Here is a 21,995-nt window from a genome sequence, read left to right as displayed (position 1 = left end):
CAGCGGCCGCGTGGCACTTGTCGATCTCGACCGACACCATCGCGAATTCGCTTCTGGTGACGCATTTTGTGCCGAAGTCGTTTGGCGGCACGTGGGAGAACGTCGAACCGTCCCAGAAGTACTTCGTCGCTGTTCCTGGAGCGCGTTCATGAGCGTTGCCTCGTCGCATGGGCGTTATGGCGATCCTAAGGCCAAAGCTCCCATCACGGGCTCTCTGACGGCTCGATCCTGACAATCAGGTCCGCCCGCACCCGAATTGCCTCGACAGCAACGGCATTCGGTTGATCCACCGTGTGTACCCATGCCGCAGCCGCTTCGGAACTTCTTCCGAAGCGGCTGTGTCGTGTCACCAGTCTTTCCGTGCGAGTTTCTTCCGGAACGTCGAGATACCACACGGCGTCGAGTGACGCGCGGACGTCGGGCCAGGCTCCGGTCTCGAAGAGAAGGTAGTTGCCTTCTGTGACAATCAGCGGAGTCTCCGGGTCGACAGGCACCGCGCTGCCGATGGATTCGTCGATCTCGCGATCGAAGATCGGCGCGTAGATCGTGCTGTCCTGCATTCGAAGTCGACGTAGTAGCGCCGCATAGCCGTCAGCGTCGAAAGTGTCGGGGGCACCCTTTCGGTCGCGTCTGCCCAGCCTGTCGAGTTCCCGATTGGCGAGATGGAAGCCGTCCATCTCGACGATGGCGCATCGAGTACCCAGCTTTCGCGCGATGGTCTGGGATGCCGTCGATTTTCCGGCTCCAGGTGCTCCCGTGATGCCGAGGACGTACCGACGGTTGTCGGCAATCAGTGAAGCAGCGCGTGAGGCAAGCTGGTCGAGCGTCAGCGAGACGGTCGGCGGTGAGGTCCTCACGTGTTGCTCCATTCGGTCGGGATGTCGGTTTCAGAAGACGGCTGCACGATGCCTTTGATTGCGCTTCGGCCCATTGTCCAACGGCGGATGATCTTCGACTGGTTATCTGAACTCGCCCCTCGGTTGGGCGTTTCCGGCCACTTAGTACCCGAGGCCTAAAGTGGCCACTCTTTTTGGGTGTTTCATGCCCTGATATCCGTTACGTTTTCCAGGTGGTTACTGCTGTGGTGCCATGCCGCACGGTGCGGAGACCCAGAGTGTGAAGGCCGATAGATGACGATTCTCAATTCTCGCTCTGGGCGGACTCGTCCTCGTTGCGGTCGCATTGTCGCTGCGTTCGGTGGTGTTGTTCTCGCAACGGCCTCGCTCGTGACTGCTGGTGCCGGCTTCGCTGCCGCCGAAACAGTCGCTGAAACCCTCAACCGTGCATGCGTCCGCTATGTCCCGAACCCCGATCCTGTTGAAGGCATAGTGTCCGACTGCGCCGGCGCGAACCTACAGAAGGCGAACCTGGCCGGCGCGAACCTGATCGGCGCGGACCTGGCCGGTGCGACACTGACAAACGCAATCCTGACCGCCGCGGACTTGAGCTACGCGACACTGGAGCAGGCTAACCTGACCGACGCGGATCTGACCGGCGCGGACGTGAGCGACGCGCAAATGACGGGTGTGAACCTGACCCGCGCGATCCTGATCGACGCATCCTTGAGCAACACTTTCATGAGCTACGGAACCCTGACCGACGCGAACCTGACCGGCGCGAACATGTACGGCGCAAATGTGTGGGAGGCCGATCTGACCAGAGCGAACCTGACCGAGGTGTATCTGTACTCCGCCACGATGGTCCTCGCGAACCTGACTGACGCGGACCTGACCGACGCAGACCTGAGCTTTTCGTATCTGTACGGCGCGAACCTGACCGGAACGAGAGCAATACCCTCGGATGTTCAAGTGACCGCCTCGTCACCTGCCGATGCTGCCGTCACAATTCCCTCACCCCTGGGCGTTCGGGGAGTGGGGCTCGGCGAATGCACCCGACCGACCGATATTGCGGTCTCGATCGGCACCCCGACCACCTTCCCCGTCGGAACTACAACCGTCACGTGCACCGCCGGAAACACCCTTGCGTCCGGTTCGGGGACCGTTACGGTCACCGTCAACCCGTATACCGCAGCTCCCGGGTTCGCCGCCTCCGCGCCCGTCACGTTGTCGGGGACTGTGGGCACCGAACTCCCACATACCTTCACCGCCACCGGAACACCCGCCCCGCAGATCACCGTCACCGTCGGGGCCCTTCCCGACGGCCTCACCCTGACCTCCGCCGGTGTCCTGACCGGAGCACCTACCGCCCCCGGACCGATCAACTTCACCATCACCGCCGACAACGGCGTCGGAGCCCCGGCCACGTTGCAGGTCAACGGAACCATCACCGCCGCAACGCAAACCCCGGCCCAGATCATCGCCGGCGCGTGCGGGAACTACGTCGCCAACCCCACCGCCGGCAACTCCACCGACTGCTCCGGAAAAAACCTCGCCGGAACGGACCTCACCGGCGTCAACCTGACCGGCGCAAACCTGACCGGAACGGATCTCGCGGGCACGAACCTGACCGGCGCGGACCTCTACCACGCGGATCTGACCGGCGCAGACCTCACCGGCGCGAACCTCACCGGGGTGACCCTGACAGGTGCGAACCTGACCGGTACATCGGCACTACCGTCCGACATCACCGTCCCCGCCACATCCAATGACGGCGCCCCCGCAACTTGGGCGGTTCCCGCGATGCCCACCGGGCTGACTTTCGGCACCTGCACTCCCGCCTCCGGAACCGTGTTTCCGGTCGGGGCCACCTCCGTCACCTGCACCGTCACCAGCGTGAGCGGCGACGTCCTGACAACAGGTACAGGTACCTTCACCGTCACTACGACACCGGTCGTCGACCCACCCGTCACCGGATCCCTCGGCTCGATCTTCGGTAGCTGACCTTCCCGGCCGAACGCACTCGATCGGTGCGCACATGCTCAACGACGTTGTCCGTCAACTCTTTCGTGGGGTCGGAGGGCAATGTGGTTTCGGGGACTGTGGGTACGGGCCGCGTCGACCATCGATCGCGGCCATATCACGTTGAAACAAATCTGTCTCGGTAATCCGAATATTTGACCTTGGCAGGCTGTGTTTATCCTGTTGGCGTGACTTCCTCATTGGGTGAGCCCGGGCACACAACGGCCCCCGGACGTATTCGCAGCACAGCTTTTGCTTCCAAAGTGATGTCCGCAGCGGAAGCGGTGAAGTTCATTCACCCCGGCGATACCGTCGCGATCAGCGGTTTTGCCAGCGCCGGCACACCCAAGGTCATCGTTCCTGCCCTGGCGGAGCGGATTCACCACACCCGCGGGGAGGGGTCGAACTTCACGATCAACCTCCTGACCGGCGCCTCGGTCTCCACCGAGACCGAGCGCCTACTCGCCGAGGTCGACGGCATCGCGTTGCGCATGCCGTATCAGTCCGAGGCGACAGCCCGTAAGCGGATCAACGACGGCCGGATGGACTACGTCGACATTCACCTCTCGCACGTTGCCCAGCAGGTCTGGGAGGGCTACTACGGCAAGGTCGACGTGGCAGTTGTCGAGGTCGCCGGAATCACCGCGTCGGGTGAGCTCATCCCCGCCGCATCGATCGGCAACAACAAAACTTGGCTCGATGTTGCCGACAGAGTCATTCTCGAGGTCAATTCGTGGGTGCCCGAGGCTATGGAAGGCATGCATGACGTGTACTACGGCACTGCCCTCCCTCCTCACCGCAAGCCACTCGAGATCATTCGCGTCGAGGACCGGATCGGTCAGACGACATTCCGGGTCGACCCCGCCAAGGTAGTTGCCGTCGTCGAGACCAACTGCCGCGACAGTGCGAGCCCCCTGTCTGCACCCGACGCCGTCAGCGAGGCGATCGCCGGCCACGTCCTGGAATTCTTCGACTTCGAGGTGCGTGCTGGACGGATGCCGGCGGATACCTTGCTTCCGCTGCAGGCGGGCATCGGCAATGTCGCAAACGCGGTGCTCGGCGGTCTCGATCGGGGGCCGTATCGCGGCCTGACCTGCTACTCCGAGGTCATCCAGGACGGGATGCTCAAGCTGATCAAGGACGGAACCGTCGCGCATGCGTCGTCGACGGCTTTGGCGCTCACCGAAGAAGGCATCGAAGAACTGACCGCGAACGTCGATTTCTACCGCGAACACATCACGTTGCGTCCGCAGGAGATCAGCAACCATCCCGAGGTGATCCGCCGGCTCGGCGTCATCGCGATGAACGGCATGCTCGAGGCCGATATCTACGGCAACGTGAACTCGACCCACGTCATGGGCACGAAGATCATGAACGGAATCGGCGGTTCCGGCGACTTCACTCGCAACGGCTACGTCTCGATGTTCCTGAGCCCGTCGACAGCTCGAGGTGGCGCGATTTCTGCGATCGTCCCGATGGTGCCGCACGTCGACCACACCGAACACGACACCCAGGTGCTTGTCACGGAGCAAGGCCTGGCTGATCTGCGTGGCCTGTCGCCGCGACGTCGCGCCCGCCTGATCATCGACAAGTGTGCGCACCCCGAATTCCGTCCGCTGCTGCATGACTACGTCGCCCGCGCCGACGCACAGCCGGGCGCGGGTCAGACTCCGCACATCCTGGGCGAGGCTTTCTCGTTCCATCAGCGCTACATCGATACGGGCTCGATGCATCTGTCCTGACACCCGCGCAGTGAGAGAATGCGGGAGTGAACGGAACCGGTGTACCCGCAGATGTGCTTCGACGGGTTGCAGTAGCGGGAGCAGACGACGCCGGTGGATTGCCGATCGAACTTCTCGGCGATTTCCTCGATGTGATCAGTTCAGCCGTCTGTGACGGTAAACCGCTGCAGCGGAGGCAACTTCACCGATTCCGGAGCCGTGGCGAGGACGCGGCCGAGCAAGGTGTTGCGTTACGTGCGTTGCTTGATCTGTACCTCTCGTCTGCCTGGCGCCTATGGCGTGAGCTTCCCGCTGTCATTGCAGCGCAATCGGATCCGAACGCGGTAGTGGCAGCCGGCGAGGTGATGCTCCGGGCTGTCGACGACGCCGTCGCGGAACTGACGGAGGGGTTTCAGCTGGCGCAGCGCTCTCTCGTGCGTTCGCAAGTATCCGCGCGCCGCGAATTTGTGGACGATTTGTTGACCGGTGGCGCCGATGTTGTCGGATTGCTCGCTCGCGCTTCGAGTTTCGGGTTGCATTTGTCCGGACCGCATTCGGTGGCAGTCGTGACCGCTGCGCGTGAATTCACCGACGACAATCCTCTGGTCGGCGCTGTCGAGCGTGCAGTGCTCGGCAGTAAAGGTGATGCCGACGCGCTGGTCGCCAGCAAGAGCGGCAAACTCGTCATCGTGTTTGCGGCGCCGGATCGAGATGCAATCGACCATGTGCTTCGCGGAATTCGGTTGGCTCTCGAATCCGGGGCCGATGGCGCCGGACGCGTTCAGTTGCAACGACGCGCCATGGACGTGGCCTGGCAGATTGCGGTCGGACGACCGCGTACAACGGCCGCCGGTGTGGTGGCGTCGTACCGCGAAGCGCTCGACGCACTCGATCTCGCACAGCGGTTGTCGCTCGAGTCGCCGGTAATCGACGCGCGGGATCTGCTGGTCTATCGCGTGCTGGTCAACGACAGGCCGGCGGTCACCGACCTGATTCAGACTCTCCTCACGCCGCTGCTCGAAGCACGTGGGGGAGCAGAGCCGATGGTGGAGACGCTGCTCGCCTACTTCGCGGCGGGAGGGAACACGGCAAAGACGGCCCGGGATCTGCACCTGTCGGTACGGGCGGTGACCTACCGGTTGGATCGCATTCGCGAACTCACCGGCCAGAACGTGAATGATCCCGGCGACGCTTTTGCTCTGCACGCGGCGGTACTCGGGGCCAAGCTTCTCGATTGGCCCCGAACTCCGCTCACCTGATTGCTCTCAGCTGATGTCGGGCAACCCGGGGAGCGAATAGCCTGATTCGTCGTCCCAGTCGACGGGCGTGTCGTCGAGCGAGACATCCCACTGCGCGTTCGGCAAGGCGCGCCTGAGTTCAGTCAGTGCGTTGAACCAGTACACGAGGGACGGGATGATTTCCGTTTCGTCGTTCGAGATCTTGGTGGACCCGTTCAGGACCGTGTTCGGGATATCCGAGTCGTACAAGTCGAGGACTTCGGCGTCGAAGGGGAACTCGTCGTTGTGCACGGCGATCAGACGGTCGATTTCCGTCCTCTCGTCGGCCGACAACGGTTCAGGGCGAACGGCGGAGTAGTACAACGAGGTGCTCATGCTTGCCAGGCTAGAACACTCGGACAGATTGCCGACATGCATAATCGCGCCTAGATTGCCGTAACCCGGCAATTTCAGCTGGAAAAGTCGTCGACAAATAGACCGTGATGGTTTGAAGTCGGCAAGGAAAACTGGTGAAGACGGTTAAACGGCCGTCGTGATCGAAGTAATCGTCTTCCAGGCAAAGGAGAATCCCGTGACTGAAGTTAACCGTGGCAGTCGGGTAGGTGATCGGCGATGACGGTTCCCGTGTGGGCATGGGCCGCGTTTGCCGCCGTTATCGTCATCATGCTGCTGATCGACCTGCTTGCCCACCGCGGCGCGCACGTCATCGGATTCAAGGAAGCTGCCAGGTGGAGTGCACTCTGGGTCGGTTTGTCGCTGGTGTTCGCGGTGGTTGTCACCGTGACCTTGGGGGTGGACTCAGGTGTCGAATTCACCACGGCCTGGCTGCTGGAGAAGAGCCTCTCCGTTGACAACCTGTTTGTTTTCGCCCTGATCTTCGGTTACTTCAAGGTGCCGCGTGAGTACCAGCACCGCGTGCTGTTCTTCGGTGTCATCGGCGCCCTGATCTTCCGCGGTATCTTCCTCGCCGCTGGTGTCGCGATCGTCAGTAAGTTCACGGCGGTGCTGTTCGTGTTTGCCGCGATCCTGCTCTACAGCGCTTACAAACTCCTCAAGGACGAGGACGAAAGCTTCGACCCCGGCACGTCGTTCGCGGTTCGCATGTTGCGCAAGATCATGCCGGTTCAGGACGAGTACGCCGGCACCAAGTTCTTCGTGAAGGAAGCCGGAAAGCGCATCGCAACACCGCTGTTCGCGGTTGTCGTAGCCATCGAAGCGGCCGACCTCGTGTTTGCCGTCGACAGTGTCCCGGCAGTTCTGGCAGTGAGCGACGACCCGTTCATCGTGTACTCCAGCAACGCGTTTGCGATCCTGGGTCTTCGTGCTCTGTACTTCCTGCTCTCGGGACTACTCGAGAAGTTCCACTACCTGTCCAAGGGACTGTCGATCATCCTCGCCTTCATCGGCGTGAAGCTGATCATGCAGGCCGGTCACAAGGTGATCAGTACATCCATCCCCGAGATTCCGTCACTGGTCAGCCTCGCCGTGATCATCGTGGTGCTGGCAGGCTCGATCATCTTGAGCCTCAAGAAGCCGTTGCCGGAAAAGCCTGATGCAGAAGAGGTCGTGTCAGGTGACACACCGGTCGAGCTCGAGAAGGCGAGCGGTGACGCCGGCGCCCGGGATTCCGACATCGAGCTCGCAGCCGGCGAGCGCGACGACGATGACGACAAGGTGGATGCCCGTAGTAGGAGCTGATACCGACTGACCGAGAATGAAAGGGAGACCGCACTGTTTGCGGTCTCCCTTTCTCTGCCCGACCTCAGAGTCCAGGGAATTTGTTTGTGGAGTGACCTGAGGCGGAACAGCATTTATCCGTGGTGTATCCGAACTGCGATTGCGGCTTTAGCTGTTAGCACAATATAGAAATCAGTCCACTCGGTGAGGAAGTCGGCGTCAGGTGATTGGCATCTTGTTAGTCTGGCCCGGTGCCTGATCCCGCGACCACGTGTTATCCAGCATTGCCCGCGACAAGTTGGGCAGTGCTGGGAATGCTCACATTCGGTGAAGAACTCAGTGGTAGCGACCTGAAGAAGTGGGCTGATTGGAGCATTGGATTCTATTACTGGAGTCCTTCGGTAAGCCAAATTTACGCCGAGTTGAAGAAGCTGGAAGCACTGGGATTTGTTCGTTCGCGGGAGATTTCCGAATCGGGGCAGCGGAACCGACGAGTCTTCGAGATAACCGAATCCGGTATCGAGGTCGTCAGATTATGGTCACGCGAATCGCCGATCGAAACACCTGTCCTCAAACATGGCGTGATGTTGAGACTGTGGGTGGGTCACCTGAATGACCCCGATCAACTCAAAGCGATAGTGCTGGATCACATTTGTAATCTTCAGGCGAAGAAGCTCGAGGCAATAGAACATGCCGATCATTCCGAGAACGAACCAGGCTGGGCGTTTACCCAGATGAGTTTGCGATGGGTAGGCCGCCATTTTCAGGCGGAGATCGACCTCGCCTCCCAATTGCTCGATGATATCGATGAGGCCGCAGCTCGAATTGCGCAAGGAGACATCGATGCTTTCGGCTTGCCCCGCCCCGTACGCGGCGGCAGGTGGAAGGAGATCTGAGCGCGACGCGTTCCGGCTGACTGCTATTCCGACTGGTCATCGAATTGAAGATGCACGACTCTCGTGACGTTATACATCGGCCAGTGCCTCGACGTCGTCGGCTGCAGCGGCCATGGTGCGACTACGCTCGGAGATGAGTGGATCCATTGCATCCCACCATTGCTTCAGGCTGGTGTCACCGCGGCTCAGGCGAGTCATTGCCCACCAACCGGTGGTTCCGTCGACGGTCCAGGTGATCGTCACGACGTTGGGTTCGCTGTCGGACCACAACGGCGGACTGACAAGTATGTTGTCGAGCGTCAGGCCGCGACGACTGGCACCAGGCAGGTAGCCGGCACGGAATTCGTCGACAAACTTCTTCCCGCATCCGCGATTCGTGACGATCCGGTCGACCACGTAGAGCGTCTCGCCTGCCATGCCCGCAGGCTACGGTGTACCTAATCCTCTGCGGTACTTTCGATCTCACCTAGCGGGAGGTTGCTCCGGGGTGGCACGTTGCTCCGAAGCTGCAAGGGAACGCGGCGGGCGCAGACCCAGCCACCCCACCAGGCCCACCAGAACGAAGGCGACGGCGGCGGTCGAAAACGTGACAGTGAAGGCGGATTCACTGGGCATCGCAGGCACCCCTTCGGGGAGATTCGCAATTGTCATCGACGCCAGAATCGTTGTCACCACTGCGCTGCCGATGGCACTTCCGGTGGAACGTGAGATCGAGTTGATGCCGTTGGCGATGCCGCTCTGATGATGTGGCACGTTGGACATGATGATGGCGGGCATGGCTGCATAACCGAGGCTGAGGGCGGCGCCGATCACCATGCCTGCACCGATAACCGATGCGGTGTGCGTGTGGTCGAACGCCAGCCACGCGAACGGCAACGCCCCGAGGACCGCGGTGAGCCCCAGGACGAAGCGTGGCCCACGCAGCCTGATGAGTCGACCGCCGATCGGGGCGGCGATCAAGGAAACCAACGCGCCTGGCAGCAAGAATTCGACCGACGCACGCAGAATGCTCGCGTCGAACCCGTAGCCGGTGAGATCGCGGGGAAGTTGTGCGAGATACGAGATCCCGAGGAAGTTTGCGAACATGCCGAAACCCACCACGACGCCGGCAAGATTTGCCATCATCACCGGGCGGTGGACGAACATCCGCATGTCGACCAGAGGTTCGTCGACGATCTTCTCGATCCACACCCAGACTGCGAACATCACGATCGAGGCCAAGAAAACGCCGATCGTCAAGGGTGAGCGCCAACCCCATTGGTGGCCTTGAGAAATCGACAGCAGAAGCAGAAGTAGTGCCGCTCCCAGACTCAGCGCACCGATGAGGTCTACACGACCACCGCTTTTGTGTGTGGTGGGCGGGACCAGGGTGATGACGGCAATCAAGGCCAGCACCGCGAATCCTGTGGCCATCCAGAAGGCGTTGCGGTAGTCGGCGTCCGGGCCGGACGTGAGAAGTCCGGTGGCAACAAGGGCCAGCCCACTGCCGAACGCGAGAGTTCCACTGACCAAGGCCATTGCGCCGGGAAGCCTGTGCGGCCGTAGTTCTTCGCGCAAGACCGAGAGCGCCAGCGGGAAGATCGCGGTTGCAGTTCCCTGGAGAACCCGACCGAGAATGAGCAGTGGCAGATTGTGTGCCAGCGCGGCGACGATCGAACCGATCACCATGACGACAAGAACGCCGACCAGGGTGCGTTTTTTGCCATGCTGATCCCCGTAGCGGCCTAGCAGCGGGGTGAAAACCGCCGCAGACAGCAGCGTGGCCGTTGTCACCCAACTGACGCCGGCGGTCGAGACTCCCAGGTCGGATTGGATCCGCCCGAGAATCGGAACCGGCAACGTCTGCATCATCGAGACGATCATCGCGGCCAAGCTCAGGGCCGCGATGATCACCGCTTCTCGGCGCGGAGAGGGTGCGATGGATTCGACTGCGAAGTTCGCGGCAGCAGTGTTCGTCGTAGCGGTATTCGTCAATGGGTCCTTCTCGGGAACTACAAGAGAAATGTATTTAATGTGGCGAAGTAAATTTCTCTGGATGGTAGGTCCGGGGAATTGATCCCGTCAACGGTTGTGTTCACCGAAGCTCGCTGGGAATCAGTCGAACAGCAACACCGGCTTGAGCACACTGCCGTTCTTGATGCCCTCAGCGGCTTCGTTGATCTGATCGAACCGGTAGTACTTCACCAGCTTTTCCAAGGGGAAACGCCCCTGCTCGATCAGCGACACCAGCGATGGCAGAAATACCTGCGGCACCGCGTCGCCCTCCGTGACACCGATAAACTTGCGCCCGTTGAGCAGGTAATTTACGTCCACCGCCACAGTGGTTCCGGCTGCGGGAGCGCCGATGGCAGCGACGGTACCCAGCGGAGCGAGGCATTCGATCGCAGTCGCAAGCACCGCGACGTTGCCGGTGGCGTCGATGGCGTAGTCGATGCCTAGACCGCCGCTGATCCGGTCCAGTTCCGCTGCGGCGTCAACGTCCTTCGAATTGATCACATCGGTGGCGCCGAGTTCGCGTGCCAGGTCGAGGCGAGACGGCACGATGTCGATCGCGAAGATGCGCTCCGCACCCGTCAGCTTTGCAGCCATGACTGCCGCCATGCCCACTGCTCCGACACCGAAGATTGCGATGGTCGAGCCGGATTCCGGCTTCAGGATGTTGAGTACCGCTCCTGCACCGGTCTGGATGCCGCATCCGAGCGGAGCGAGTAGACCGAGATCAGCGGTGTCGGAGACCTTCGTGACGCCGCGCTCGTCGGCAAGGGCATATGTGGAGAACGAGGATTGAGCAAAGAAGTGGCCGCTCACGTCTTCGCCGCCTCGCGAGATCGTGGCAGTGCCGTCGGCTCGACTACCACCGATAAGATTGCGCGGCAAGAACTCCTGACAATACGCGGGGTGTGCTGTGCGGCAGTTTCGGCACGTTCCACAACTGGTGAAGGACAGCAGGACCTTGTCACCGGGCTTGACCGTGGTGACGGCGTTGCCCACTTCTTCGACGATGCCCGCTCCCTCGTGGCCCAGAACGCCGGGTAACGGGAAGGGAATGTGGCCGGCTTGAACGCCGAGGTCGGTGCCGCACACACCCGCGGCCACGATGCGGACCAGAACCTCGTCCGCCCGTGGCGTGTCCAGTGTGACGTCGCCGATGGTGAAGGGTTCGCCGATCTTGTCGACAACGGCCGCGCGTGCCGCGTGGGTCATGTTGCGCTCCTGTTCTATTCGGGTCAGAAGGGGTAAACGGGCAATGTGCTCTGCGCCGTTACCCACTGTGTTTCGGTGAAGGCGTCGAGGTTGGCACCGATGCCGCCGACGCGACCCCCGTTGCCGGAGGATGCCATGCCGCCGAAGGGAATGACAGCCTCGTCGCCGACAGTCTGATCGTTGATGTGCACGAGGCCGGTCGGGATCTGCTGGGCGATTTCGAGCCCACGCATGGCGTCGGCGGTCAGAATGCCCAGGGACAGGCCGTATTCGGAGTTGTTGGCGATGGCGATCGCCTGGTCGACGCTCGCGAAGGACGTCACCGGGGCGACGGGCCCGAACACCTCGTCGGCAAAGGCGGGGGCTGTGAGTGGCGTATCGGCCAGGACTGTCGGTCGGTAGAAGAGGTCTTCGTAGGTTCCGCCTGCGGCCAGTTTTGCTCCGGCCGCAATGCTTTCGGTGACGAGCGAGTGGATGTGGTCGCGCTGTTTGGCGTCGATGATGGGGCCGAGCGCTACCTGGCCGGTGAAGGGGTCGCCGACCGGAAGTTTCTCGGCGTGCTCGGCGAGGAGTGCAGTGTAATCGGCGACGATGCTCTCGTGTACCAATTGGCGGCCGGTCGTCATGCAGATCTGCCCCTGGTGCATGAATGAGCCGAAAGCGCCTACTGACACTGCTTTTTCGAGGTCGACATCGTCCATCACGATCAGGGCGTTGTTGCCACCTAGTTCGAGATGGGCGCGCTTGAGATGACGTCCGGCCAGTTCGCCGACTGCCCGGCCGGCGCGAGTCGATCCGGTGAAGGCGATGACGCGGATGCTCGGATGAACCACGATGGCCTCACCCGCGTCGGCGCCACCAGGCAGCATGCTGAACACGCCGGCGGGCAAGCCGGCTTCTTCGAAGATGCGGGCGAGGACCACGCCGCCACAGATTGCGGTGCGTGGATCTGGCTTGAGGATCACCGCATTGCCCAGTGCGAGGGCGGGTGCAACCGCGCGGATGGCCAGGATGATCGGAAAGTTGAAAGGCGCGATGACGCCGACAGTTCCGACGGGGACGCGCCGCGAGAAGCTGAGGCGAGGCTGTTCCGAACGCAGAACCTCCCCGACCGGGTGGGCGGCCAGGGCAGCTGCGTTGTAGCACTCCTCAGCGGCGGTGTGGGTTTCCAGCCCGGCCTTGGCCGGAATGCTGCCGGCCTCACGGACTACCCACTCACCGATTTCGTCGGCGTATTGCTCGAACAGGTGACCCGCGCGGCGCAAAACGGCTGCTCGCTCGGTGTACGGCCGTGCTGCCCAGTCTTTCTGGGCCGCGGCGGCCCTCGTGGCTGCGGCAGCGACATCGTCAGGCGTGGCCATGCCGACTGTGCTGAGCTGATTACCTGTTGCGGGTTCGACAACTATGCGATCTGTGGCCCCGCCGGCGATCCATTCTCCGGCAAAGATCTTCGATTCCCAGACCGGTTCGGTCATCAAACTCGTCATGGTCGCTCCTTGAAAAAGGGGATGCGCCGCTCGGCCGCATCACATGGTTACTCACCACGCTGCTCTGCCAAGGAACTGATGACCACCCAACTTTCACTCAGTGAAAGACGGGTTCATGGAATCTTTGAGTGCCTGAATCAGATCGTTGAATTCCGGCACATGTGTGGCGCCGCTGCGGGTAACGCCGGAGACAGGGATTCGCAAGCGCCCGTGAGCTTCTCGCATGAAGCTGATTCCGGCGCGCGGGGATTCGCCGGCGGTGATCGAGTACAGGAGGGTCCAGGCCTTTGGGTTCGTGATGACGTCGAGCGTGGCGGTGTGATCGCTCGGAATTGCCGGACCCAACTGCACTCGACGCCCGATTTCCCGGAACGCGTCTTCCACGACCTGGTGAATCAAAACCTGGCTTTGGCGAGGTGGCAGCAGTAGCGGATAGGCGGCAAGGTCATTCAGATCGACGCTCTGCTGGCCGGCCAATGGGTGGCGACTCGACATGACGATCAGCAGATCTTCGACGCCGAGGTCGATAGGCTCGAGCCCGGGGCGATCGACGCTGCCGCGAATAAGCGCAATGTCTGCATCGCCCGACGCCACGGCGTCCATTCGGTGCGCAAAACTCTTGATCACGAACTCCACATCGAGGTCCGGATGTCGTTCGCGCACATGGGCAATCGCATCGAGTGTCTGACCGGCAAAACTCATGTTTCCCGTGATGCGGATGCGTGCGCTGGGATCGCGTGCCACCGAGTACGCCATGGTTTCGAGACTGAGAACCTGCTGGGCGATCGGCACCAACCGGGAGCCTGCCGGTGACAGGTGCACGGCCCGGGTGGACCGCTCGAAGAGCGTCGCGCCGAGTTCCTTTTCCAGTCGCGCGACCTGATGGCTGATGGCGGATTGGGAGATGAAGCACCGTTCGGCAGCACGGCTGAAGCTCAGTTCCTCGCTGACGACGAGAAAATACTTGAGTTGGCGAAAGTCCATACCGACATCCTACTTATGAGCAAAACAGATAACAGTCTTGCGAATACTGCAGCTAGCTGGACTGAGCCTATGACCGTTCCATACGGTAATAGTCATACTTTCAATTTGGTTTAGGAGTTTGTGGTGGACAGAACTGCTGCGGGTCGCGCAGATGTGGATGCAACGGGACACGAGAAGACTCAGGTCGTCATCGTCGGATCCGGGTTCGGGGCACTTGCTGCCGCGAAGACGCTCACGAAGTCCAAGACGCCGTTTGTCCTCATCTCCGAGACCACTGAGCACCTCTTTCAACCGCTGCTCTACCAGGTTGCGACCGGCGTGCTCTCGGCCGGCGAAATCGCTCCGCCGATCCGCAACATCCTGCAGAAGTTCCCCGACGCGGATGTTCGTCTCGGACGCGTCGTCGAGGTCAATGCCGAAGACAACACAATCGTGTACGAGGCGTCGGGCCAACGGCACACGCTCGGATATCGCTCATTGATCGCAGCAACAGGAGCAACGCAGGCGTACTTCGGCCGCGACGAGTTTGCCGAGGTCACGTACAAGCTCAAGACCGTCGAAGACGCGGAATTGCTGCGTAAGCAAATCCTGCGCTGCTTCGAAGAGGCTCACACCACCACCGACGCACTCACTCGCAAGAACCTGCTGAGCTTTGTTGTTGTCGGTGCCGGTGCAACGGGTGTCGAGTTGGCCGGTCAGATCAAGGAATTGGCGCGACGCTATTTCGCGATGGCTATCAACAACATCAGTGCAGAAGAAGTCACTGTCACCATGGTCGAAGGCGCCGGCGTTGCACTGCCCGCCTTCGGTGGCAAGCTCAGTGAATACACGCAGAAATCGCTCGAGAAGTCCGGTGTCGAGGTAGTTCTCAACACCATGGTCACCGCCATCGACGAGCATGGCGTCACGGTGTCGTCGATCCCGACCAAGGAAGAGAAGCGTATCGACGCCGAGACCGTAATTTGGTCGGCCGGCGTGCGCGCCAACGACTTTGCCGCAGTTCTCGGAGCTGCAACCGGTTGCGAGAGCGACCGTGCCGGCCGGCTCCTCATCAATCCAGACCTCACCGTGGGTGGCTTCGCCAATGTGTACGCCGTCGGCGACATGACCTCGCTCAACGGGTTGCCGGGCCAGTCGCCCGTCGCGATGCAGGGTGGCCGTCACGCTGCCAAGATTGTCAATGGAAAACGTAAGGCCGGAACGCCTTTCAAGTACATGGACAAGGGCAGCATGTCGATCATCAGCCGATTCAGCGCTGTGGTCCGGGTAGGCAAGAAGATCGAATTCAAGGGCACCATCGCATGGTTCATGTGGTTGGCCGTGCACGTCATGTACATGGTGGGCTTCCGAAACCGTTATGTCGCAGTGATGTCCTGGTTCGGGTCCTTCATCGGCCACCGTCGCCCGCACTTCCACTACACGCAGGAACCGGTGAAAATCGAGGCTGCTCCACCGGTGCTCGAAAAGGAACCCGAGTTGGCGCACTCCGCCTGATTCTCGCGGCTGCCCGGTAACGCAGGTTCTTCCAACGCCCACTTCGCTACGCGCGAGGTGGGCGTTGGCCTTGCAGCATCCGTTCGCGCAAACTGTCGTAGATAGGTGCTGACCCGGCCAATGTCGCGACGACGACTGCGGCAGCGGTGGCGGCGAGCATCGGAACCAGCACCGAAGTGACGGCTGTCATTTCCACGACGATCACAATGCCGGTGAACGGCGCCCGCACCACGGCGCCGAAGAACGCGGCCATACCGACCATCGCCATCGCGACGGTAACTCCGGCGTCGACGCCGGGGATGAAGCTTGCCAGCCCGGCAAATAACGAACCCCAGAGCGCGCCGAGGGCGAGTAGCGGAGCAAAAAGGCCTCCGGGAGTTCCTGCGGCGTAGGACAGCGGGCCGGTGAAGAATCGAACAACCAAGTACAGCAACAGAATCGGCATGATGAAGGTGCGTCCACCGACAAGTATCTGCGAGACTGTATCGCCGCCGCCGGCAACCAGCGGGTTGAGAAACAGAACGACGCCGATGACGGCACCGATCATCGCTCCGATGGCGGTCGGCGGAATACGACGATGGCGCGCAACAAGATCGAGCATGCCCAGAATCAGGCGGTTGTAGAAAATCCCCAGTATCCCGGTGAGCAGTCCGAAGACGACAAACAGCGGTAGGAGCGCAATCTGTGGGCTTGGGACGGTGCCGGTCGCGAAGTCAGGCCGATCACCTATCACCAGCCGTGAGCATGCCACTGCCACCGCTACGCCGAACAGGGTGGGAAGGACGGTGCGGAGCCGGAACGATTTGGTGACTTCCTCGCAGACGAACAAAGCGCCACCGATGGGCGCGTTGAATGCCACGGCAAGTCCGGCTCCGGCAGTGGATGTTTGAAGCAGTCGCACATCCGGTACCGAAAGCCGGGCTCGCCGACCTGCTTCTGCTCCGATCGCCGCACCCATATGCACGGTGGGCCCTTCGCGACCGAGCACGAGTCCCGAGCCGATCGCCAGTAGGCCGCCCACAAATCTTGCGGGCACGAGGACAAGACGTGGAGGTTGTGCCTCGCCGCGGAAGACGGCTTCCACATGCTGGATACCGCTTCCCGCTGCCAGTGGCACGCGTTGCACGATCATGACGGCAAGCGCTGTGCACAACGCCACCAGTGCAACGGGGACAAGCCAGCCGACATAGGGAATCCCATGTGACCATTCCAGAATCGCCTCGCGCAGACTGTCCGCCCTGTGCAGGCACCACCGGAACGCTCCACCGACGAAGCCGACACAAGCTCCGGCGACGATCGCGAGCAGGCATAGCAGCACCAACCCGCGGCTGGCTTCACGCGGTTCGTCGCCGATATCGTCCGCGGTCATCGTGGTCAGTCCTACCTGACGGTCACAACTCTCGAAACGTGAATTGCGTGGAACATGCGTCGTGTGAACGGTAACGCATGTGCGCTGGCAGCCTGTGCGTTACTCGCGCTCGGAGAGAATTTTCTGCACGGCGAGGTGGCTGAAGAGCATGCTGGTGCCGATGGGATTTCCGCCGCCGGGATAGACCGTTCCACTTGGCGCAGCCATGGTGTTACCCGCCGCGTAGAGGCCGGGAATCGGGTTGTGCGACGTATCGAGAACTCGAGCTGCCGTGTCGGTGCGCAGCCCGCCCTTGGTGCCGAGGTCGGAGATTCCGAACGCCGCCGCGTGGAACGGGCCCTGCTCGATCGTCACCAGTGGTGGTTCGCCGCCCGAGAACGCACGATCATAGGCTTCGTCACCACGGCCGAAGTCCTCGTCGACGCCGTTTTCGACCATCTTGTTGAATCGAGCGACTGTCTCCACCAGTATTTCGGACGGTACTCGGATCTTTTCGGCGAGGGCTTCAAGGGTGTCGGCGGTGTGCCACAGGCCTGCGTCGACGTACTTTTCAGTCGCTGTCATCGACACGTTCGGTGCCTGCACCGGCGGGCGCTCGCCCTCCTTGTCGTCGTAGATCATCCAGTACGGCAGGGTGAGGGTGCCCTGTTCCATCTGAGCGATCACATCGCGCCCGAGTCGGTCGTACGGAGCCGACTCGTTGACGAAGCGTGCACCGTCCTGGTTGACGAAGATGCCGCCGGTGAACCACAGTGCGAACGCAGAACGCCCGTCGGGATGGGTCAGTCCGGGTGACCACCATGCCTGATCCATGAGGTCGGTGTCAGCGCCGACTGCGATGGCAGCCTGATGCGCTTTGCCGAGGTTCGCTCCGGGCCCCATGGTGTCGCGGGCGTGGCCGGGAACCCCGAACTTCTGTCGCAGTTCGTCATTCGCCTCGAAACCTCCGGCTGCCAGGATCACGCCGCTGCGGGCACGGATGGCTACGCGCTGTCCATCGCGTTCGACGATGGCGCCGACGACGGCTCCTTCTTCGACCACAAGCTCGACAAGCGGGCTGTTCAAGGTCAACTTCGCATTCGGATACTTTTCGATGGCTTTGAGGAAGCGGGCTATCAGTGCTCGTCCGCCGATGAAAAAGTCGTCGGGTTGCGGGATCCCGAGACGGTCGAAGTCGAGGGGGCCGCGCACAACCTCCCGCAGTTCCGGCGCCTGCGAGACAGGGAGCGGGGTGGGCATGGTGTGTCGTTGTCCATCGAGGCGGGCTTTGGGCGCCTTGCCGAAATAGTCGGGCCAGGGGAGCATTTCGAACTTCAAGATTTCGTCCTGCTCGAGGTACTCGATCAGGGGTCCGCCGCCGCGGACGTACGTGTCCTGCAACTCGCGCGGAGTACGGTCGCCGACTACGGCGTGGTAGTACTCGAGCGCGTCCTCGATGGTGTCGTCGGTACCCGCGCGTTGCAGCGCCGGGTTGCACGGAAACCAGACGCCGCCGCCGCCGGAATATGCGGTGGTGCCGCCGAACTTGTCGGTTGCCTCGATGAGATTGACGGTCAGTCCCTCGCGAGCCGCCGTGTAGGCGCCGGTGACGCCGCCGCCGCCGGAACCGACCACCAGCACGTCATATTCTTCGTTCCAGTTCATCATCATTCAGCCTTTCCCGGCTACGCCGGTTTTCCAGGTGGGTTCTTCCGCGCACGGAAAGCTACTGGTTGTGCAGATGCGAAGCGGGAAACCATGTCGTCAGTGATGTCCTCGACGTCGACGTAAGGTGATTTTAAGCACGGCCTCACCCGCGTGCGGTTGTCGATGTTCCAGTGAACGGGATACAAAATTCAGCCCGCCCGTGTTCAGAGTTCCAGGAGCAAGCTGACCCCGAGGGTCGTCATCATCACGGCGATAATGGCGTCGAGAACTTGCCAGGCATTGGGTTTGGCAAAAAGTGGCGTCAGCAGACGTGCGCCGTAACCGAGAGCGGCAAACCAGAGTGCGCTGGCGGTGATGGCGCCGGCAGCAAACCACCACCGTCCGATCTCGCCGCGGCCGTTGGCAATCGAACCCATCAGTACCACGGTGTCGAGGTAGACATGTGGGTTCAGCCAGGTGAGAGCCAATGCCATAGTGATGGCGGCAAGCCTTGATCCGTTGCCGTGTTGATCGGGCGCCAACGTCTGCGGCCGGACGGCACGTTTGGCTGCGAACACTGCATAGCCGAGTAGGAAAATCGCACCGGCAACGCGAACGAAAGTCATCAGTGACGGTGCGTGTTCGAGAATGGCTCCAATTCCACTGATGCCGGCGAGAATCAGAATTGCGTCCGAAACGGCGCAGACTGTCACGATCGGGAGTACGTGCGAGCGCGTCAGGCCTTGGCGAAGTACAAACGCATTCTGGGCACCGATCGCAACGATCAACGAGAGTCCGACACCAAAACCGACGACGGCGGACGTCGGGTCACTATTGCTGAGCATGTCACCAGCCTGGCCGTCGAATAATCAGCAGTCCAGCTAATGATTCTTAAGCCACATAAGAGTAGCTTCAGATCATGCTGGACATTGAGCAGTTGAAAGCGCTCCACGCCGCGGTAGACGAGGGAACATTCGACGCGGCTGCTCGGAAACTGCACATCACGCCATCTGCAGTCAGTCAGCGGATCAAAGCACTCGAACGTGCGGTGGGCCGGATTCTGCTGCAACGCACCAAGCCGGTTCAGGTCACCGACTCGGGGCGCGAGGTACTGCGATTGGCCCGTCAGATAGATGCTCTCTCGCGGGATACCATGCGCGAGTTGGGTCTTGACAACGAACAGGGCTCTCTGGCTCGTATCTCGGTTGCGGTCAACGCAGACTCGTTGTCCACGTGGGTACTTCAGGTGCTTGCAGATTTCACGGCCGAAGCGAGTTTCGACTTTCATCTCGACGATCAGGACCATACAACCGATCTCCTCCGTGACGGGTCGGTGATGGCGGCAGTAACCTCGGCGGCGACGCCGATTCAAGGGTGCACGTCGAGCCGGCTCGGCATCATGCGCTACCGGCCGATGGCAAGCGTCGAATTCTGTGACAGATGGTTTTCGGACGGTGTTACGGCAGAAGCACTTTCAGCTGCACCGGTGGTGGTGTTCAACCGCAAGGATTTGCTGCAGGACAGGTACTTGCGCAGGAAGGTCGGCTACCCCGTTGACCCTCCTCGTCACCAGGTGCCCTCGTCTGCGGGTTTTTCGGATGCGGTGCGACTGGGCTACGGCTGGGGTCTGTTGCCTGATCTGCAAAGTCACGAATCGGCGGAGACGCTGATCGGGTTCGATCCGGATTTTGTCTACGACGTGCCGCTGTTCTGGCAGCAGTGGAAGTTGTCGCCGCCCATCTTGGTGCGAATCGCCGACGCCGTTGCTGCTCGTGCCCAGGAAATCTTGCCTCAATCGAGTGCCTGACCGATTGTGCTCCGGAGACAAAGAAATTGGGCAAGTTGAGCCTCCGCGACCGTTTCTTCGGCCCCAGATCGCCGATAGTGTTCTGAGTCACATGCAATGAAAGGTGCTGACTCACGTGGTGGACATCGGATATCTGGCCCCCGATCTGGCAAGGAAGTACGGATCCGCTCCGTGCCTTCGTGACGACAGAAGCGAACTGACCTATGCGGAGTTCGCCGATCGCGTAGAAGCTGTTGCGGCGCAACTCGCAAGCCGGGGTATCGGGCGTGGTGACGTCATTGCGATCATGCTTCCCAACCGAGTCGAGTTGGTGACGGCGATCATGGCGGCCTGGCGACTCGGCGCCGCTGCGACACCGATCAATCCGATGTTCACGGCCAATGAGGCCGACTATCAGATCATGGATTCCGGTGCGCAACTGGTTGTTACGTCTGGACTGGGTGCACCGAACGGTGGACGCGCAGTGCTGTGCGTCGATGATCTGGCTGTTGCGCCACCATCCGTACCGTTGCCGGACGTCGCCGTCGCGGAGGAAGACCTTGCGCTCTTGATCTACACCAGCGGATCTACGGGTACCCCCAAGGGCGTCATTCTGACCCATGCCAACCTGCAGTTCATGGCGTCGTCGATGGGGCGCAGCATCGGCATCACGGGAGCGGACCATTGTCTTCTGGTACTGCCCCTGTTTCACGTCAATGCTATTTGCGTGAGCGTTCTCGCCCCGCTGATCGTCGGCGGTCAGGTCAGTATCACCGGAAAGTTCTCGGTATCAAGGTTCTTCGACGACGTGGCACGCTTGCGGCCCACCTACTTTTCCGCCGTTCCCGCCATCTACGCGATGCTGACCTCGCAGTCCGAAGGTGCAACGCTCGACACGGCGTCGTTGCGACTAGGTGTCTGCGGCGCCGCACCGATCAGTAAGGAACTGCTCGAACGCGCCGAGGAACGGTTCGGTTTTGTCATCGTGGAAGGCTACGGACTGACCGAGGGAACATGTGCGTCCGCGTGTAATCCCTATGACGGCATTCGCAAACTCGGCACAGTCGGCCCTGCGTTGCCCGGGCAAGAGATTGCGATCCTCGCCGACGACGGGACTCTTGCTCGGCGTGGTGTCGCGGGCGAAGTAATCATCAAGGGTGCCAACGTGATGCGTGGCTACCTGAACAGACCGGAAGAGACAGCCAAAACTGTTGTGGACGGTTGGTTGCACACGGGCGACGTCGGGTTTCTGGACGAGGATGGTTACCTGACTCTGGTCGACCGCATCAAAGACATGATCATCCGGGGAGGAGAGAACATCTACCCCAAGGAAATCGAAAACTCGCTTGCCACGCACCCTTCCGTGTTGGAGGCCGCTGTGATCGGGGCTCCGCACCAGGTCTACGGAGAGGTACCTGTTGCCTATGTTGTTGCGTATCCGGATTCGCCTGTCACGGAAAACGAACTGCTCGAACATGTCACGGCGCTCCTCACTCGCGTGAAGCTGCCAGTGGCGATCTACGTCGTCGACGCGCTACCCCGAAACCCGGTGGGCAAGATCGACAAACCTGGAATGCGGCGAGCATTGAGCGTCGAACCCGCTCGCTAGCCACATCCCGTAATACCCGAATAACTCGATGACGTGCGTCGAGTTG

Annotated in this window: 18 protein-coding genes; 8 read left to right on the top strand and 10 right to left on the bottom strand. The window is 61.3% G+C overall.

The genetic code is table 11. The features are described from left to right. Positions 1-203: 203 nt before the first annotated feature. Positions 204-857: a nucleoside/nucleotide kinase family protein gene (locus tag FEZ60_RS23305; RefSeq protein ID WP_172937099.1), complete on the bottom strand. Its 654-nt coding sequence runs from the start codon at positions 855-857 to the stop codon at positions 204-206. Between the two features lie 273 nt (positions 858-1,130). Between FEZ60_RS23305 and FEZ60_RS32965 the strand changes: the two genes are divergently transcribed. From FEZ60_RS32965 to FEZ60_RS23290, 3 genes are all read left to right on the top strand, one after another. Further along, positions 1,131-2,840, top strand: a complete 1,710-nt coding sequence (locus FEZ60_RS32965) for a pentapeptide repeat-containing protein (protein WP_116102522.1) — start codon at positions 1,131-1,133, stop codon at positions 2,838-2,840. Positions 2,841-3,046: 206 nt separating this feature from the next. Continuing rightward, positions 3,047-4,600 (top strand): acetyl-CoA hydrolase/transferase family protein, encoded by a 1,554-nt coding sequence (locus FEZ60_RS23295; protein ID WP_051730421.1) that lies wholly within the window; start codon positions 3,047-3,049, stop codon positions 4,598-4,600. Positions 4,601-4,626: 26 nt separating this feature from the next. Then, positions 4,627-5,838, top strand: a complete 1,212-nt coding sequence (locus FEZ60_RS23290; protein WP_033233688.1) for a helix-turn-helix domain-containing protein — start codon at positions 4,627-4,629, stop codon at positions 5,836-5,838. Between the two features lie 6 nt (positions 5,839-5,844). Here FEZ60_RS23290 and FEZ60_RS23285 read toward each other — a convergent pair whose 3' ends face one another. Then, positions 5,845-6,192 (bottom strand): hypothetical protein, encoded by a 348-nt coding sequence (locus FEZ60_RS23285; protein WP_045066763.1) that lies wholly within the window; start codon positions 6,190-6,192, stop codon positions 5,845-5,847. Between the two features lie 237 nt (positions 6,193-6,429). On the opposite strand from FEZ60_RS23285, the gene FEZ60_RS23280 reads away from it, so the two are divergent. Together FEZ60_RS23280 and FEZ60_RS23275 are read left to right on the top strand one after the other, a co-directional pair. Further along, complete coding sequence (locus tag FEZ60_RS23280) at positions 6,430-7,515, top strand: TerC family protein (protein WP_116102525.1); 1,086 nt, start codon at positions 6,430-6,432, stop codon at positions 7,513-7,515. A 293-nt stretch (positions 7,516-7,808) separates the two neighbouring features. Then, on the top strand, positions 7,809-8,390 hold the full coding sequence (locus tag FEZ60_RS23275; protein ID WP_080711699.1) for a PadR family transcriptional regulator: 582 nt from the start codon (positions 7,809-7,811) through the stop codon (positions 8,388-8,390). Between the two features lie 69 nt (positions 8,391-8,459). Here the strand turns inward: FEZ60_RS23275 and FEZ60_RS23270 are convergent, their stop codons facing one another. From FEZ60_RS23270 to FEZ60_RS23250, 5 genes are all read right to left on the bottom strand, one after another. Next, positions 8,460-8,807, bottom strand: a complete 348-nt coding sequence (locus tag FEZ60_RS23270; protein ID WP_172937098.1) for a hypothetical protein — start codon at positions 8,805-8,807, stop codon at positions 8,460-8,462. A 45-nt stretch (positions 8,808-8,852) separates the two neighbouring features. Beyond that, positions 8,853-10,364, bottom strand: coding sequence for an MFS transporter (locus FEZ60_RS23265; RefSeq protein ID WP_242484777.1), 1,512 nt, complete (start codon positions 10,362-10,364; stop codon positions 8,853-8,855). 120 nt (positions 10,365-10,484) lie between these two features. Further along, positions 10,485-11,594 (bottom strand): NAD(P)-dependent alcohol dehydrogenase, encoded by a 1,110-nt coding sequence (locus FEZ60_RS23260; protein WP_172937097.1) that lies wholly within the window; start codon positions 11,592-11,594, stop codon positions 10,485-10,487. Positions 11,595-11,617: 23 nt separating this feature from the next. Continuing rightward, positions 11,618-13,081 carry an aldehyde dehydrogenase family protein gene (locus FEZ60_RS23255; protein WP_172937096.1) on the bottom strand — a complete coding sequence of 488 codons (1,464 nt, stop codon included), beginning with the start codon at positions 13,079-13,081 and terminating at the stop codon, positions 11,618-11,620. Between the two features lie 93 nt (positions 13,082-13,174). Further along, positions 13,175-14,065 carry a LysR family transcriptional regulator gene (locus FEZ60_RS23250; protein ID WP_045065541.1) on the bottom strand — a complete coding sequence of 297 codons (891 nt, stop codon included), beginning with the start codon at positions 14,063-14,065 and terminating at the stop codon, positions 13,175-13,177. Between the two features lie 123 nt (positions 14,066-14,188). Here FEZ60_RS23250 and FEZ60_RS23245 point away from each other — a divergent pair, with 123 nt between their 5' ends. After that, on the top strand, positions 14,189-15,559 hold the full coding sequence (locus FEZ60_RS23245) for an NAD(P)/FAD-dependent oxidoreductase (RefSeq protein ID WP_045065538.1): 1,371 nt from the start codon (positions 14,189-14,191) through the stop codon (positions 15,557-15,559). A 46-nt stretch (positions 15,560-15,605) separates the two neighbouring features. On the opposite strand, the gene FEZ60_RS23240 is transcribed toward FEZ60_RS23245, so the two are convergent. The 3 genes from FEZ60_RS23240 to FEZ60_RS23230 all read right to left on the bottom strand — a co-directional run bounded on the left by FEZ60_RS23240 (position 15,606) and on the right by FEZ60_RS23230 (position 19,399). Beyond that, the gene (locus tag FEZ60_RS23240; protein WP_172937095.1) at positions 15,606-16,928 is read right to left on the bottom strand and encodes a ClC family H(+)/Cl(-) exchange transporter; all 1,323 of its coding nucleotides are present in this window, start codon (positions 16,926-16,928) and stop codon (positions 15,606-15,608) included. A gap of 99 nt (positions 16,929-17,027) precedes the next feature. Next, positions 17,028-18,575: an FAD-binding protein gene (locus FEZ60_RS23235; RefSeq protein WP_172937094.1), complete on the bottom strand. Its 1,548-nt coding sequence runs from the start codon at positions 18,573-18,575 to the stop codon at positions 17,028-17,030. A gap of 203 nt (positions 18,576-18,778) precedes the next feature. After that, positions 18,779-19,399, bottom strand: a complete 621-nt coding sequence (locus FEZ60_RS23230) for a LysE/ArgO family amino acid transporter (protein ID WP_172937093.1) — start codon at positions 19,397-19,399, stop codon at positions 18,779-18,781. 74 nt (positions 19,400-19,473) lie between these two features. Between FEZ60_RS23230 and FEZ60_RS23225 the strand changes: the two genes are divergently transcribed. Then, positions 19,474-20,361: a LysR family transcriptional regulator ArgP gene (locus FEZ60_RS23225; RefSeq protein WP_172937092.1), complete on the top strand. Its 888-nt coding sequence runs from the start codon at positions 19,474-19,476 to the stop codon at positions 20,359-20,361. 115 nt (positions 20,362-20,476) lie between these two features. Then, a complete protein-coding gene (locus FEZ60_RS23220) occupies positions 20,477-21,949 on the top strand; it encodes an AMP-binding protein (RefSeq protein WP_172937091.1) in 1,473 nt (490 codons plus the stop codon). The last annotated feature ends 46 nt before the right edge of the window (positions 21,950-21,995 follow it).

The organism is Rhodococcus sp. MS16, from assembly GCF_013277795.1.
GTDB classification, from domain to species: Bacteria; Actinomycetota; Actinomycetes; order Mycobacteriales; family Mycobacteriaceae; genus Rhodococcus_F; species Rhodococcus_F globerula.
The sequence above is the reverse complement of the archived record's forward strand: the minus strand, read 5'-3'. Positions and strand labels throughout refer to the sequence as shown.